Raw genomic sequence first — 15,911 nt, 5'->3', positions numbered from 1 at the left:
GCTAAATTTAGCAAATAAATACTAAGCCACTTTATCAGCAAGCAATCTGTCTATCCTTTTTACTACGTAATCAAGATCAAAAGGCTTACTGATGTAATCATCAGCAAATGCAGTGATACTCTTTTCTTTACTTCCAGGATTTGCAGACATAACGATTACAGGAATATGTTTGGTAAACATGTCTGTTTTCAGATCTTCACAGATCTCAATACCGTTTCCGTCAGGAAGCATTACGTCGATAATGAATAAATCCGGTAAGGCATCGTTCAGTTTACTCTTCAGTTCTGTGAAAGTAGAAGAAAGCTGTAATTCATACCCTTCATCCTTTAATAAGAACTCAATGATGTATCTGATATCCTGATCGTCTTCAAGAACATGTATTCTTTTCTTCATAATTACTGTTTGAATATTAAAATTTCAGACTATTACTCAAACATTGTTCCGAATTTTAAAAGTATGGGACATTTTACCCTTATATATGTCACATATATTGCTAACTGTCTTTTCTTAAGACTTCTAAGGGCGAACGGCGAAGCACATTTATACTGCTTAACATTCCTGTAAACACTACAATAAGCGTTACTGAACAAAATAAGATCAGTACCGGTACTACAGGAAGCTGAAAATCGGAACCGAAACTGTAGACTGCAAGTGCCCAGCTGCCGGCAATGGCGATAATCATCCCTGCAGCAGCAGAAAACAGCCCGAGAAAAAAATATTCAATGGCAGTAATGGAAAGAATCTGACGTCCCTTAGCTCCTATGGTCCGCAGCAAAACGATCTCGCGCAGACGCTGGTTTTTGCTGCTGCGCACTGCAGAAATCAGGACGATCCAGCCGGTTATCATGCTGAATGAAGCCATAAAACGAATGACAAAACTGATCTTGCCAAGCAATTCATCCAGTACCTGCATGATCAGCCCCAGGTCGATCACCGAAACGTTAGGGAAATTTCGGACTACCTGTGATTGAAAATCGGCCGAAACCTTGTTATCCGGCACTCGGGTCATGATCACATGGAACTGCGGGGCTTCTTCAAGTACCCCCCTCGGAAATACGATCCTGAAGTTGGTCTGCATTTTTACCCAGTCGATTTTCCTCAGACTGCCCACTACCGTGGGAATCATCATTCCCTGTACGTTAAACTGTATTTTATCCCCTACCTTAACATTGATGCGATCAGCATATCGTTCATCCAGCGATACATAAATAATATCTGAGGGAGACCTGAGCCTGCCTGTCCATTTGCCGCTGGTTATTGTTTCGGCACTGGTTAATTTATCCTGATAAGTAGCGCGCAGCTCACTTTTAAAGGCCCTGGATGAAGACTCCCGCCGTTCATTTTCCTCTCCTTTTGGTTTAGCCTTCAGGCTATCGGTTTTTGCCAGTTCTGCCGCATTTTTCCCATTAATTTCTTCCAGCCGCATGGTGATCACCGGAACCTGAGTCATCAGTGGCAAATGGTATTGTCTGGTAAGGGCCGCCACAGCTTCATTCTGGCTGCTTTGAATATCAAACAGCGCCATGTTGGGCTGTGTTTTTTCAGTGGAGAGCGTCACTTTACTGATCAGTATCCCCTGCACAAAATAGAGTGTTGCGATCAATGCGGTAGAAAGACCGATGGAAACGATGAGCATTAACGTTTGATTATTTGGCCTGTACAGGTTGGAAAAACCCTGGCGCCAGGCATAACTCAAACCTGCCGGCAATGTTTTGCGTACCAATCCCAGCAGCAGCAGGGAAAGTCCGTAGAATATTGCAATAGCGGCGACAATACTTAAACTAAAAATGAGTGCCTGTGTCCAGCTATTCATTTGCAAGTAGCTAAAACCCGTAACAAATAATAGGATAAGCAGGTAAACCAACCATTTCAGCGGTTCTTTTTTTGCCTGTTCAGGCTCAAAAGATAACCTGATCGCATTCAGCGGAGACACCTTCCTTACAGAAAGCAGGGAGGGCAAAGCAAAGAGCACTGAAATGATGACACCGGTAAGTATTCCCTGGAAGATCGCCAGCCAGGATACCTGCATATTAAATTCTACCGGAAGAAAGTCTTTGAGGACAAGTGGCAGTAAGAATTGTATACCTGTGCCAAGCGCTGCACCGGCAACAGCTCCGGCCAATCCGATAAAACTAATCTGGATCAGGAAGATAAAAAATGCTTCCCAGGCCTTTACGCCCAGGCAGCGCAAGGTGGAGATGGCCGCTATCTTTTCATTTACATATACATGGATGGCACTGCCCACGCCTATACATCCGAGCAGTAATGCTACAAAACCTGCAAGTGCCAGAAACCGGCTGAGATCCTGGAAGGAACGGCCGGTATCGCGTTTTTTAGATTCTACCGTCTCCTGGTCCAAACCTTCCCTATCCAGTGTGGGCCTAAGTTTTTTAAGCAAAGGGGCGATCTTTTCAGGCTGGTTGAACTGGTAAAAATAAGAATAATGGATGCGGCTGCCAAAGGCAACAAGTCCGGTTTCAGACAGGTAACGCAGTGGAATATATACAATTGGTGATATAGTTGCAGAAAAACCTGTTTGTCCGGGCGCGTTATCAAGATATCCTGCAATGGCAAAACTGATCTTGCCTACCCGGATAGAGTCGCCCGGTTTGGCTTTAAACTGGAGCATCACAGTTCTGTCTACCAGTGCATTCCTGCCATTTTTGATGGCTTTAGATGCACTGACGGGAGTAGTTTCAATTTCGCCATAGAACGGATAATTACCTTCCAGCGCCTTAATCTGTACCAGTCTGCTGCCTTCATTTTTTACAAAGTACAGCATTGAGGCAAAATCCAGTTGTCTGGCGCGCTGATCGCCCAAAGTATCAAGCATCGCCATCACAGGCTTGCTGATGGCCTTGCGGCTGTCAATTGTCAGATCTGCCCCGGTCAGTGATTTCGCCTGGTTATTGATATCCCGCTGAAGATTGTCTCTGAAGGAATAAACGGCCACGAGGGCGGCAATGCCGAGGATAATAGAGGAGGTAAAAAGGAATAATCTCGACCGGTTCTTACGGCTGTCGCGCCATGCCATTTTAAAAAGCCAGGACAGAGGCGCGGATCTTTGAAAAGATGGGCTCAGCTGCCCTGGGTTATTTTGCTCAGACATACATTTTCTGCTCATCTCCAACAATCAGCCCACTTTTCAAACGGATAATCCGGTCTGCACGGCTGGCCAGGTCCATATCGTGGGTAACGATGATCAGGGTCGTTCCAGCCTCTTTGTTCAGATCAAACAACAGCTTAATTACTTTTTCGCTCGTTTCACCGTCAAGGTTACCGGTAGGTTCATCGGCAAACAGAATAGCAGGTGTATTTGAAAATGCCCTGGCCAGCGATATCCTTTGCTGTTCCCCACCTGAAAGCTGCACAGGATAATGATCTGCCCGGGCAGACAAGCCCACTTTATCAAGCAGTTCCAAAGCTCTGGGACGAATATTTTTCTCTCCCCTCAGCTCCAGCGGAACCATGATATTTTCTAAAGCCGTGAGTGTAGGCAGTAACTGGAAGTTCTGAAAAATAAAGCCCACATACCTGTTCCTTACTTCTGCACGCTGATCCTCTGTAAGCTGATCAAGAAGAACATTGTTGAGTTCCACCGAGCCGGCACTGGCGTGGTCCAGGCCAGCGCAGAGACCAAGCAATGTAGTTTTTCCGCTCCCTGAAGGGCCTGTTATCGCTACGGTTGATCCCTTCCTGATAGAGAAGCTGATTTTGTCCAGTATGGTAAGTGATGTATCAGCACTTTGATAATATTTGCTGACTTCTTTGATATTTAAAATGTTTTCCAAGATAAGGCGTGTTATACAGATGTCTGACGTGAAAAATGGGCATTTATTACGTTAAATATAATGCTAAAAGCCTTTAATTGTTTGAATGAAGTATTGAAGTGACGTTATTATTATAATAACCGGAAGTATTTATTGTTAAAGCATCTGAGTTCTCAAATACTGAAACCATATGACAACTCTGCTGTTAATAATAACCAACATAATAGTATTTTTACGAGATGAGATCATTTAAATTCAGTTCCTTTCAATATATCATTTTTACGCTCCTCATTGCTGCGTTATCCGGCTGCAGTGGTAACAACAAGTCTGGCAATGACGATAAAGCTGCTGATACGCCTGCTGTTGCAGCAGCAAAAGCTGTAAAAGCCGGCAACATTAAAAACATCCTGTTTTTTGGCACAAGCTTAACGGCAGGACTTGGAGTAGATCCCGATGAGGCCTTTCCGGCCCTGATACAGCATAAAGCAGATTCCCTGAAATTGCCTTATAAGATCATCAATGCAGGATTGAGCGGTGAAACCTCTGCTGATGGCAAAAGCCGCATCGACTGGCTGCTGCGCCAGCCTGTAGCTATTTTTGTTTTGGAGCTGGGTGCAAATGATGGGCTGCGGGGCATCCCGGTGCAGGAAACAGCAGTTAATTTACAGGCGATCATCGACAAAGTAAAAAAGAAGTATCCGGATGCAAAGCTTGTCCTGGCCGGTATGCAGATGCCACCGAGCATGGGAGAAAAGTACACTGTCCCGTTCAGGGAATTGTTTCCTGCCCTTGCAAAGAAGAACAAGATGGCCTTTATACCATTTTTACTCAAAGGTGTGGGCGGCATGCCAAAACTGATCCAGGAAGATGGCCTGCACCCTACTGCCAAGGGACATCAGATTCTGGCGCAAAATGTTTGGGAGGTGCTGCAACCCCTCCTATAACCCTGGGTACGGAATATATTGCTGCCATTTCCAGGGCGTATACCGATCTGCGATTGTTAGTTCCAGCAATTTTTTAAAGATACTTTCGCCGTTATCACTATTTGTCATGATGAGCACCGCAGTTTTCCTTTCAGGGAACAGGATCATATAATGCTGAAAACCATCACCATGGCCTTCTTTAAATGCAGCCCAGCCGTATGGAGATTTCAGCAGGCCAAATCCGAGTCCATAGCTCAGCTGGATGTTATCATATGCGTCAGTATCCCTTAAAGACAGGGGGCCCATCTGTACCACAGAGTGAAGCCTGAGCTGCGGTGTAAACATTTGATCTGTTGTTTTTTTACTGATGATCTTATTTTGCATTACCCCTTCCACAAAAAGCGAGAGGTCGTCCAGAGTAGTTTCCATTGTACTTGGGGAACGGGCTTCATTGTCTTTATCTTTTTCATACAGCTCTTCTTTCGTATTATGCCCCCAGGCATAGTCATTTTCATACGCAGGAAGGAAAGTATAAGCGGTAGATTTCATACCCAAGGGACCAAAAACAATCTCATCTGCCAGCTGTTCGAGAGATTTTCCAAGCATTTTTTCAAGCACCACCTGCAGGTATACCATTCCTTCGCCGGAATAGCTGTATCTCTTGCCGGGCACATGGACCACTCTTAACTTTTGATCCGGCAGGTCCCAGCGCCAGTTGGGAAAGCCCGAAGTATGATCAAGGCACATCCTGGCAGTGATTTTCTTGTACAGGGTATCATTTTTCAGGCTTGTATAATCGTCATGCCATCTTTTAAGATGCAGGTAATCATAGATGGGATTGGGCAAATACTCCTGTAAAGGTTTATCCAGATCAAGTTTCCCCTGTTCAACAAGTTTCATGACCATAAGGGCAAAAACAGACTTGCTCAGGGAAGCACCATAGATATTGGTACTGGACTTTAGGGGCCTTTTTGTACGCATATTACTGTAACCAAAAGTTTTTTTGTAGACCTGCTGGTTCTGATTAAAGATAGCTACGGCCATCCCCGGTACCTTTGCGATTCGCATTAATTCGGGAATGTCGTGATCAAGGGCATCTGGGCTGATCTTGCTGCAATCAATCCTGATGATATTGCGCTGGGCAAACACAGGAGAATATATATTGAAAATTAATACTGCAATGATGGCGAAGCCAGATATCCCTTTCATATTATCTGTTTTAATTAATTGAAGTTAAGACTCTTATAATGGAAGTTCGTTACAGAGAATGTTAATTAATGTTAATACAACACTACCCGGGATTCATCCGATGAAGAAATAATAATTCAGCATACTATTTTATTCCTGTAACGAGCTTTCGACGATATAACGAAATTTGAAATTATTGCTACCTTTAATATTTTAGCATCTACATCCCGCCCAATTAAAGAAAATTAAAATGATCAAATTCATCTTCCCTGTCCTGTTTGTAATTTGTTTCAGCAGCTTTGGACAGCAGCGGCTTTTTACAGATAAGGCTGTTGCAGACCTGGCAGGATATTACAACGGCGGACATTATACTGCGATTTATAATCAGTTCGCTCCTCAGTCCAGAAAACTTCTGACAGAAGAGAATGTCGTTCATTTTTACAAAGTCAATCTGCAGCAACCCCTGGGGGTAATCACCTCCTGGAAATATCTGGATGAAGTGAAGACCAATGCTACTTATATGATCAATTTTGAACGTGGCAGGCTCATGCTTAAAATTGCCGTATCAAAAGATCAGGAGATTACGTACAGTGAATGGATTCCTACAAAGCAGATTAAAGAAATAGAGCATCCAAAAAATACGACTTTAATAAAAACCAATAACCCGAGGCAGAGCAAACTTGATTTATATGTAGATACACTGGCGCTCGATTTTCTGAAAGATCCTAATAACAGCGGTTTGAGCATTGGAATAGTTGACGGCAATACTACAGCTACGTATTATTACGGTGAGACCAAAAAAGAAACAAATAATTTGCCCAACGAAAAGTCTTTGTACGAAATAGGCTCAATCAGCAAAACTTTTACGGCCGTGCTGCTTGCACATGCGATCAATGAAAAGAAGATTGCCCTTACAGATGATATAAGGAAATATCTGCCCGGAGCGTATCCAAATCTTTTGTTAAACGGCGAAGCCATCAGGATTGTAAATCTGGCAAACCATACTTCCGGACTTCCGCGGCTTCCCCTGGATTTCAATACCAGTACTGGCTACAACCCTGAAAACCCCTATTTACATTATTCCAAAGAAATGATTTACCAATATCTGAAAAGCTACAAACCAGATAGCCTTGCAGGCATCAGGTCAGGATATTCCAACCTGGGCTTTGCTGTATTGGGCGCTATCCTTGAAAATGTGTACCAGCAGCCGCTGCAAACGCTGCTTAAAAAGGTGGTGACAGAGCCCTTAAAATTAGTTAGTACGTATTATGATGTTCCCGGAGCTGATCAACCGCTGATGACCACAGGATATTCTGAAGAAACAGGGAAAGCAGTATCTAACTGGCAACTGGGAGCTTTCAATGCTGCAGGGGGCTTGAAATCAAATATGCAGGATATGCTGATCTATTTAAAAGCTAATATCAATGATGTTAATCCGGATATTGTTTTGAGCCATAAAGAGACAGACCGACAGGCAGAAGGAAGTATAGGACTGGCCTGGACGATTGATCCCTTCAAGGGTAACGTGAAAGTTTGGCACAATGGGGCTACAGGAGGTTTCTGGAGCTGGTGCGGATATGTAAAGAACAAAAAGACCGGCATAGTGGTATTAAGCAACTCGAGCGCTGATGTCGATGACATAGCGCTCGGATTACTTTCTTTCTCGTTGCAGCATCCTGTATTTACAGGAACAAAATAGGATGTTTTATTTAGCCAGCAGTCCCTCAAAGGTTACAGCGGCATAAACCAGTGCACCAATTGTTGGTCCGCCGGCATACTGTATAAATGGTTTGTTAAAAATATTGGTTCCACCAATTTTGACCGTTGCGTTAGAAGCGGGCATGCGGTAAGAAACCTGTGCATCAAATGTATTGATGGCATTTACCTTTCCGGTCACGAGCGGGCTTTCCCATAAAAATGAGTTCTGCCACTTATACACCACGCTGAAACCAAGGTTTTTTAGCACCTCCCTGTTTCCGAAGGTCAGGTTTGTTGCAAAATCAGGTGTATTGAAACCCGTTACAAAAATATCATCGGCTTTACTCGCCTTGATCTTATTATAACTTACATTTCCGGCAACGGTATACTTTTGATAAAAGTTATAGGTTACACCAAGTGCAGAACCATAGTTGGTATACTTATTTTTTGCATTGGTATACACACGGTACCGATCCTGTCCTGCATCCCTGTTGGCATCCAGCATGTTAAGCACAGCGGCATCAGAGCCGACTGTAGCACCTTTGGGAACATCTACCTGCACCTGGCCTAAAAATCCGGTGTAAGTGTTTGTATAGGCATCAACATCAATTGAAAGTGTGTTTTCCAACAGCACGCTTTTATAACCTACTTCAAAAGAGTTGATCTTCTCCGGAGTAGCTTTAGGCAGGTCTGCTTTTACCAGCAGGTTACGGTTTGCGAGCGCGGCTGTATTTCTGTCTGCACCAGCAGCTACGGCGGCATTTACTGCCGAGTTAAAGATTACGCCCGATGCACGGGTATAACTGTTATCAAGATAACCCAGCCCATCATTAATGAAGGAAAGGCTGCCCACTCTTTTCACACGGCCATTATTTACATAAGACAGGGCTTCAAACAGTCCCGGGAAGCGGTATCCCTGCTGATAGGTTACCCTGAAGTTATTATGCGTATCAGGAGAAAACACTGCAGCCAGCCTTGGCGTAAGTTTTGGATCAAAATATGGATTATAATCCAGGCGCGATGAAGCAAACAATTTCAGTTTCTCATCAAAGAAGGTTTTGGTAATCTGAGCGAAACCTCCGAATTTTTTATAATAGATATTCTTGCCGTAGGTTCCGTCCGGTAATTCCTTGTTACGGTCGGCAATAGGACGGCTAAAATCTACAAAACTGTTTCCATCAGGGATGATCTGGTAGATCCTTGTATCTGCCCCAACCAGTAAGTCTACAAATTTAACCGCTTTGGATAAGTCCCACTGACCTTCAAAATTGTAAGTCCTGCTTTTTTGTACCAGGGCTGCACCACCAGTTACCGGTGCATCAGGAATGGTGGAAGATTTGATATCCCAGTTATTGATACCTGTGATCGTATTCTTCAGTGTTTCAAAAGCCTGCGTTCCCGGTTCTACCCTGCCGGCATCGGCTTGCTGCCTTGCATATGCAGTTGCAGCCGCAAGATTGGCGCTTGTTAATGATCCTCCATTGGCCGAGGCATATGTTGTAAGCGCCGTTTTATACTTTGCGCCCCATACCGTTCCACTGCCACCACTTGCCAGATCAAGGTTATCTGCCAGAGGTTTAACATTGTAAGAATCGCCGGAGTTTTCAAGTGATACATTTCCGCGGATCAGGAAGTTACTTCCTTTGAGTTCTATTTTATGGTTTTGTATCACTACATTATCAAGCTGGATTTTATTTCCGCGTTGAAATACGCCATCCATCTTTCCTACTCTGTAGGTATAAGACAATTCGGCAAACTTCCCGATGCGGTAATTTAAACCTACATCAAACTTCAGGTTATCTACGTTCGGCTTAACGAGGTCTTTTTCCCAATAACCTGTTCTGGCTACATTGAGGGTTTGATTGGTTTTGCCGTCGATATTTAATCCCGAAACAGAAACGGTATTGCTACCGGCAAGAACATCATCACCATATTTATTCCATCCATCGAATGCTACATTATTTGCTCCGTTGAGGGATGGAAACGAAGGGTTTGCGGTTTTCAGATTATTGGGGTTCTGATCCGTTCTTGTGTCAGAAAGCCAGTCGGTTCCCTTCAGGTAACTCAAATTCACTTTAAATGCAAACCTGTCGTTGAAGGCTTTGGCATAACGGATTGCAGTTTCTGTCAGGTTGCTGGCATCGCGGCCCGTGCCGCCAAGGTGATTTAAGCCTCCTTTTTGATAGAAACTTAGTCCCTGATATAAGAACGGGCTTTTGGTGATCAGGTTGGACATACCATTGATGGCATTCATTCCATAAAGTGCCGATGCTGCTCCGGGAGTGATCTCTACACTGGCTATATCCAGTTCAGTTGGGCCGATCGCGTTTCCCAGAGGGACGCCGAGGGTTGCCGCCTGCATATCTATTCCGTCTACCAGCTGTACAAAGCGGTAATTACTTGGAATATTAAAACCTCTTGTGTTCGGAATTTTAAAGGTAAGACTGGCGGTAGTCATCTGTACCCCTTTTACATTTTCCAGTGCATCATAAAAGCTAGGCGCCGGAGATTCGCGCAAGGCACGGATATCGAGTTTCTCTATCGCCACAGGGGATTTAAGGATGCTCTCGGGCACGCGTGATGCTGTAATTACAACCTCATTACCGATGATCGTTGAGGTAACCAGCTCGATGTTTAATTGTGACCCTGTTTCTTTCACATCAAATTCCTGCGTTTTAAATCCTATACTGGTAAACACCAGTTTAAACGGAAATTTAAGTTTGGAACGCAGTTTAAATTTCCCCGCCTGATCGGTAGTGGTTCCGGCAATCGTACCCTTAATGGTTACGCTCACCCCTGCAAGTGGTATTTTAGATTCCTGGTCATTCACGATGCCGCTCACCTCAATCAATTGATTTTCCTGGGCATGCAATGGCTTGAATTGCAGTATGAGCATAAAAATAATTAACGCAGCGATGCGTGTTGGGTAGAGTGATTTCATAGATTAATTATGGGGTGGAAATTGTATGATTAAATTTATAGCTTTCAGATATTTGTAATACAGCAACAGCTTGAATCAGCACATCCTGTGAGCTGATGAGAGAAAGAAGCTAAACGTGTGGAGAGCGCGCTGTACATAATATCTATCGATTTAATAGACAAAAATATATTAACTTAACCGAATAACAAAATTTATTTGAGAATTGTGCCTTATGGAACTAAAAATAGCCTCATCACGGATCTGGTTATAAAACTGTGGAGCAGGTATGTTTTTAAGTACACATACGATCAGACAAATGAGTGTTGCCCAACTATTTTAGAATACCCGCGGACAGATAGATGCCTGAGGTGCTTTTCCAAAGGCTAGACCTATGGTTATTTCATGTGAACCGCTTTGGTACCCGCTTAATTTTGATGTGGCGAAATCATAGGAATAACCTATTCTGAAACGTTCATTCACATAAAACTGGGCAATACCTATTATTGCAGCCTGACTGCTTACATCAGTATTCTGGTATTCTTTCTTAAACACTTTGAGACTGGTGCGGTATCCTGCTCCCAGCCATAGCCTGTCGCTGAAAATGCCCATCACGTTAAAGTCGGCATTGGTGGGGCCTTTAAAATCCTCTCTGATCATCATGCTTGGCCTGATCCTCAGATCGGGCGAAACATTGACAAGGGAACCGGCCACGAAGTAAAGGTGCCGCGTACGAACAATGTTATCATCCAGCGTTGTGCTTCTTCTGTAATCATCTGCGGATTTTGTGTTTGACAGCAGGTCTAATGCCGACAGTCCGACATACCAGTACGGAGTGGTATAAAAAATTCCCGCTCTGAAATCCGGCGTGAGGTTGCTTGCGCTGCCCAGTGGAACAGCCTGATCTCCTCCGTCTACAGTTGTTAATGCATTGCCATTTAAGCTGTACTGAGCTACCCCTACCCCCAGTCCAAAGCTTAACCGCCTGGTATCGGCAGCATCAAGCTGTAAACGGAAAGCATAATTTGCAGTTGCAGAAGTTGAGGATTGCGCGCCCAGTTTATCAGCAGTGATCTGAAAACCTACACCATGTTTGGTTGTTTGCGGATCCAGGATTCCATCAATAGAAACCTGGGCAGTTTGGGGAGCACCGGATATGCCTACCCACTGATTGCGCAGGGCAGACTGTACAAACCATTCTTCTTTATATCCCGCATATGCGGGATTGACGCTGAGCGTATTAAATATATACTGAGAAAACTGAATATTTTGCTGCGCATTGCTCCTCACGGTACATAAACCGGTTAAGCTAATCAACAACAATATTCTGATATAACATTTCATTCTGTTTTCTTTTTCTTTTATCCGCACTTATCTTTTCAGTAATATCCAGCCTTTTCTGGTCACTTCGTTTGCGCCTTTTTTAAGCACTACTATGTAATAATAGGTTGCTTCGCTTAAGCCCGAACCATCCCATTCATCGAGGTAGTTCATGTTACGGTACACTTCATTGCCCCAGCGGTTAAAGATCAGCAGGTTGATACTATCAAAGCTTTCTCTTCCGATGATCTTGAAAGTATCATTTTTACCGTCACCATTTGGAGTGAAGGTATTTGGAATAAAGAGGTCGATCGGTGTAACCGTAATATTTACAAGCGCCACATTACTCACTTTCCCTTTAAGGTCGTTAATGGTATACCTGAAATCGTCAGGGCCCGAATAACCTCTGTTCGGTGTATAAACAATCGTGCCATCAGTTTTCACCTGCACTTGTCCGTTGGTTGGGAACCTGGTAATAACGATACTTCCCTTATCCAAACCGTTGAATGATGGCAGGTCGTTATCTGCCAGATTAACCGTCACAGGCTGATTAATTTTAGTCTCAGCATTATCATTTAATGCCTGCGGTGCATCTTCAATGATATGCAGTGTAGGGTCATCGTTGTTTGACTGCGTTCCCGAAACATCTCTCACAGGGCTGCCCGAAGGACTGGTTGCAGTTACTGTTGCAGTATTCAGAACCTGGCCGTCTCTTTTTTCGGCATCGGTAATTGTGTACACTGCAGTGGTGATTACTGATGCACCGGCTTCAAGTACGGTTGGGTTTACAGTGATGGCTCCCCTGATTTTTGTATCTACCAGGTTCAGGTTGCTCAACCTGACTTTACCTGTATTGGTGATTCTGAATGTGTAGGTTATGGTAGAAAAATCGCTGCTCAACACTCCTGTTTTAACTAAAGCAATTTCACCTGTAGTAACAATGTTTACGGTAGCACTGGCTGATAATACATCCGGTCGCTCTGCTGTGCTCACTGTTGCTGTATTAATGATTTTTCCTGTTCCTGCATTAGGCTTTCCAAAGTTATCAATATCCGACTGGGTTACGCGATATATTCCTGTATATATCCAGGACTCGTTTGCTTCCAGGATTCCATTTCCATTATCACCTGATACAGGTGCTGCCAGGATACCACCGAGGAAAGGATCTGTAACTTTTACTCTGGTCTGGTTTGCCGTTGCTGTGTTTTTAACAGTGATGGTATATTTTATCGGATCTCCTGCCTGCGTAACTACACTCACATCAGCTGTTTTAGTAATCGATATTCCACTGCACACCGGTACATTTACTTTAACGGTAAATGGTGCGCCCGGGCATGTTCCGAGCGTAGACGTTGGAGTAACAGTGTAAGTTACCTGCTGCACCACGTTGCTCAGATTGTAAAGTGTTGCAGTAATCCTTGCTCCTGATCCATTGCTAAGGCCAATGACGTTACTGTTTGTTAATGCAGTCCAGCTGAAGTTTGAAGGAACTGCATTTCCGCCTTTTGCAGTATTGTTTACATTGTCCTGCAGGTTGTAGCTAATTGCTGTGTTTCCACAGCTTAGGCTGGTAATTTCATCGTTAAAACCAACAGGTTTTGGGTTAACAGTGATTCTGCCTGTTGATTGTACGGTTGTACAATTGCCTGCGGCAGTTACCGTATAATTAAACGTTCCTGTTAATGAAGGTGACCCGTTAATTGTGAAAACTCCGTTCAGATAAGTACCTGTTACGCCTGCAGGTAATCCTATTGCGGTTACGCTGGTTGAGTTTGTGGTTTGGTATGTGATGTCCCTGACAGCGTTGTTGATACAAACAGTTTGAGTTGTTGTTGCAGCAGCTGATGTGAGTTGGATGGTGGTGTTTGGATTGACTATGATTGTTGCAATCCCTCCCTGAGGATTACTGCATGCAGTATGACTGGCATCATTTACACTAAGTAATGTATATGCATAGATACCTGCTACAGAATTTGTCCTGCTTACTGTAGCTACTCCAACTCCATTGGAAATTATAGTCTGTACATCACCCGCACCGACTTTATAGCTGAAGGTATACGGCGCTGTTCCATTAGCACCCCGGAAAGTGATAATTGAGCTTGCTGTGCTTACACAAACTTCTGTATTACCACTGATAGTGGCGGTTGGCAAAGGATTAACTTTTACGGTAGCTGTACCTGTCTGAGCATTGCCGCATGCGGTGAGGGTCGCGTCGCTTACGCTGATGAGTGTATACACATAAGTGCCAGCTGTTGAGTTCAGTTGATTGATGGTAGCCACTCCACTTGCATCAGATGATATCGTTTGTGCCACACCGTTATTTAGTTTGTAAGTAAAGATGTATGGAGCAGTTCCGCTATTACCATGGAAAGTAATTGGGGAATTTGCACTGCTGGCACAAACCTCTATATTACCTGTGATTATTGCAGTTGGTAATGGGTTAACTTTAACTGTTGCTGAGCCGCTTTGTGGATTGCTGCAGGCAGTAAGGCTTGCATCACTTACACTGATTAGTGTATATACATAGTTTCCGGCAATTGCATTGGATTGGGTAATCGTTGCCGTTCCACTTACATTTGACTGTATCGTTTGCGCTGAACCATTGTTCAGTTTATAAGTAAAAATGTATGGAGCAGTTCCATTAGCAGCCCGGAAGGTAACTGTAGAGTTCGTACTGCTGGCGCATATCTCTGTAGTACCACTGATCGTAGCGGTAGGAAGTGGGTTAACTTTTACCGTTGCAGACCCTGTTTGTGGATTGCTGCAAGCGGTGTTGCTAGCGTCACTTACGCTGAGCAGCGTATATACATAACTTCCTGCTGTGGCATTTGATTGGCTAACAGTGGCCAGTCCTGCCCCGTTTGAAACAACGGTCAAGGTTGCAGCGGTTCCGATTTTATAACTGAATGTGTAAGGAGCTGTGCCGCCATTGCCCTGGAAAGTAATCGTTGAGTTGGCACTGCTGGCACATACTTCTGTAGTACCATTGATCGTAGCGGTAGGCAATGGATTTACTTTTACAGTTGCCGTTCCAGTCTGCGCATTGCTACATGCGGTGTTGCTAGCATCTGAAACACTCAATAAAGTATAAGCATAACTTCCTGCTGTGGCATTTGATTGACTAACAGTGGCTAGTCCTGCCCCGTTTGAAACAACGGTCAAGGCTGCACCAGTTCCAATTTTATAACCAAACGTATAAGGGGCTATGCCGCCATTGCCCTGGAAAGTAATCGTTGAGTTGGCGCTGCTGGCACATACTTCTGTAGTACCATTGATCGTAGCGGTAGGCAGTGGATTTACTTTTACCGTTGCAGACCCTGTTTGTGCATTGCTGCAAGCGGTGTTGCTAGCGTCTGCAACACTCAATAAAGTATAAACATAACTTCCTGCTGTGGCATTTGATTGGCTAACGGTGGCCAGTCCTGCCCCGTTTGAAACAACGGTCAAGGCTGCACCAGTTCCAATCTGATAACTGAACGTATAAGGGGCTGTGCCGCCATTACCCTGAAAAGTAATCGTTGAGTTGGCACTGCCGGCGCATACTTCTGTTGTACCATTAATCGTAGCCGTTGGCAGTGGATTTACTTTTACCGTTGCCGTTCCGGTCTGTGCATTGCTGCATGCGGTGTTGCTAGCATCTGAAACACTCAATAAAGTATAAATATAACTTCCTGCTGTAGCATTTGATTGGCTAACAGTAGCCAGTCCTGCCCCGTTTGAAACAAAGGTCAAGGCTGCACCAGTTCCAATTTTATAACTAAATGTGTAAGGAGCTATGCCGCCATTGCCCTGGAAAGTAATCGTTGAATTGGCACTACTGGCACATACTTCTGTAGTACCATTAATCGTAGCCGTTGGCAATGGGTTAACTTTTACCGTTGCCGATCCTGTTTGTGCATTGCTGCAAGCTGTATTGCTAGCGTCACTTACGCTGAGCAGCGTGTATACATAATTTCCAGCTGTAGCATTTGATTGGCTAACAGTAGCCAGTCCTGCCCCATTTGAAACAACAGTTAAAGTTGCACCAGTTCCAATTTTATAACTAAATGTGTAAGGAGCTGTGCCGCCATTGCCCTGGAAAGTAATCATTGAGTT

The 15,911-nt window shown here is 44.1% G+C and carries 9 protein-coding genes; 2 read left to right on the top strand and 7 right to left on the bottom strand.

The window, feature by feature from the left end; all coding sequences use genetic code 11:
- Positions 1–21: 21 nt before the first annotated feature.
- From FN831_RS08140 to FN831_RS08130, 3 genes are all read right to left on the bottom strand, one after another.
- Complete coding sequence (locus FN831_RS08140) at positions 22–393, bottom strand: response regulator transcription factor (RefSeq protein WP_142527734.1); 372 nt, start codon at positions 391–393, stop codon at positions 22–24.
- A gap of 100 nt (positions 394–493) precedes the next feature.
- Positions 494–3,109 (bottom strand): ABC transporter permease, encoded by a 2,616-nt coding sequence (locus tag FN831_RS08135; RefSeq protein ID WP_221931307.1) that lies wholly within the window; start codon positions 3,107–3,109, stop codon positions 494–496.
- The gene (locus FN831_RS08130; protein WP_142527733.1) at positions 3,102–3,791 is read right to left on the bottom strand and encodes an ABC transporter ATP-binding protein; all 690 of its coding nucleotides are present in this window, start codon (positions 3,789–3,791) and stop codon (positions 3,102–3,104) included. Before FN831_RS08130 ends, FN831_RS08135 begins: the two co-directional genes overlap by 8 nt.
- Positions 3,792–4,009: 218 nt before the next feature.
- On the opposite strand from FN831_RS08130, the gene FN831_RS08125 reads away from it, so the two are divergent.
- Positions 4,010–4,714 (top strand): arylesterase, encoded by a 705-nt coding sequence (locus FN831_RS08125; protein WP_142527732.1) that lies wholly within the window; start codon positions 4,010–4,012, stop codon positions 4,712–4,714.
- On the opposite strand, the gene FN831_RS08120 is transcribed toward FN831_RS08125, so the two are convergent.
- Positions 4,709–5,902 (bottom strand): serine hydrolase domain-containing protein, encoded by a 1,194-nt coding sequence (locus FN831_RS08120; protein WP_142527731.1) that lies wholly within the window; start codon positions 5,900–5,902, stop codon positions 4,709–4,711. The genes FN831_RS08125 and FN831_RS08120 overlap by 6 nt on opposite strands.
- Positions 5,903–6,131: 229 nt before the next feature.
- On the opposite strand from FN831_RS08120, the gene FN831_RS08115 reads away from it, so the two are divergent.
- The gene (locus FN831_RS08115) at positions 6,132–7,580 is read left to right on the top strand and encodes a serine hydrolase domain-containing protein (RefSeq protein WP_142527730.1); all 1,449 of its coding nucleotides are present in this window, start codon (positions 6,132–6,134) and stop codon (positions 7,578–7,580) included.
- Positions 7,581–7,586: 6 nt separating this feature from the next.
- On the opposite strand, the gene FN831_RS08110 is transcribed toward FN831_RS08115, so the two are convergent.
- The 3 genes from FN831_RS08110 to FN831_RS08100 form a co-directional block, all read right to left on the bottom strand.
- On the bottom strand, positions 7,587–10,520 hold the full coding sequence (locus FN831_RS08110; protein ID WP_142527729.1) for a TonB-dependent receptor domain-containing protein: 2,934 nt from the start codon (positions 10,518–10,520) through the stop codon (positions 7,587–7,589).
- 315 nt (positions 10,521–10,835) lie between these two features.
- Positions 10,836–11,840 (bottom strand): PorP/SprF family type IX secretion system membrane protein, encoded by a 1,005-nt coding sequence (locus FN831_RS08105; protein ID WP_142527728.1) that lies wholly within the window; start codon positions 11,838–11,840, stop codon positions 10,836–10,838.
- Positions 11,841–11,867: 27 nt separating this feature from the next.
- Positions 11,868–15,911 (bottom strand): DUF7507 domain-containing protein (locus tag FN831_RS08100; RefSeq protein WP_142527727.1); only part of this gene is annotated, 4,044 nt, incomplete at its 5' end.

The organism is Pedobacter westerhofensis (assembly GCF_900182595.1).
In the GTDB taxonomy this organism is placed as follows: Bacteria; Bacteroidota; Bacteroidia; order Sphingobacteriales; family Sphingobacteriaceae; genus Pedobacter; species Pedobacter westerhofensis.
The sequence above is the reverse complement of the archived record's forward strand: the minus strand, read 5'-3'. Positions and strand labels throughout refer to the sequence as shown.

Coding starts and splice junctions, on each gene's coding strand:
- FN831_RS08105 (WP_142527728.1), bottom strand. CDS start 11,840: ATGAAATGTTATATCAGAATATTGTTGTTGATTAGCTTAACCGGTTTA.
- FN831_RS08125 (WP_142527732.1), top strand. CDS start 4,010: ATGAGATCATTTAAATTCAGTTCCTTTCAATATATCATTTTTACGCTC.
- FN831_RS08135 (WP_221931307.1), bottom strand. CDS start 3,109: ATGTCTGAGCAAAATAACCCAGGGCAGCTGAGCCCATCTTTTCAAAGA.
- FN831_RS08115 (WP_142527730.1), top strand. CDS start 6,132: ATGATCAAATTCATCTTCCCTGTCCTGTTTGTAATTTGTTTCAGCAGC.
- FN831_RS08110 (WP_142527729.1), bottom strand. CDS start 10,520: ATGAAATCACTCTACCCAACACGCATCGCTGCGTTAATTATTTTTATG.
- FN831_RS08120 (WP_142527731.1), bottom strand. CDS start 5,902: ATGAAAGGGATATCTGGCTTCGCCATCATTGCAGTATTAATTTTCAAT.
- FN831_RS08140 (WP_142527734.1), bottom strand. CDS start 393: ATGAAGAAAAGAATACATGTTCTTGAAGACGATCAGGATATCAGATAC.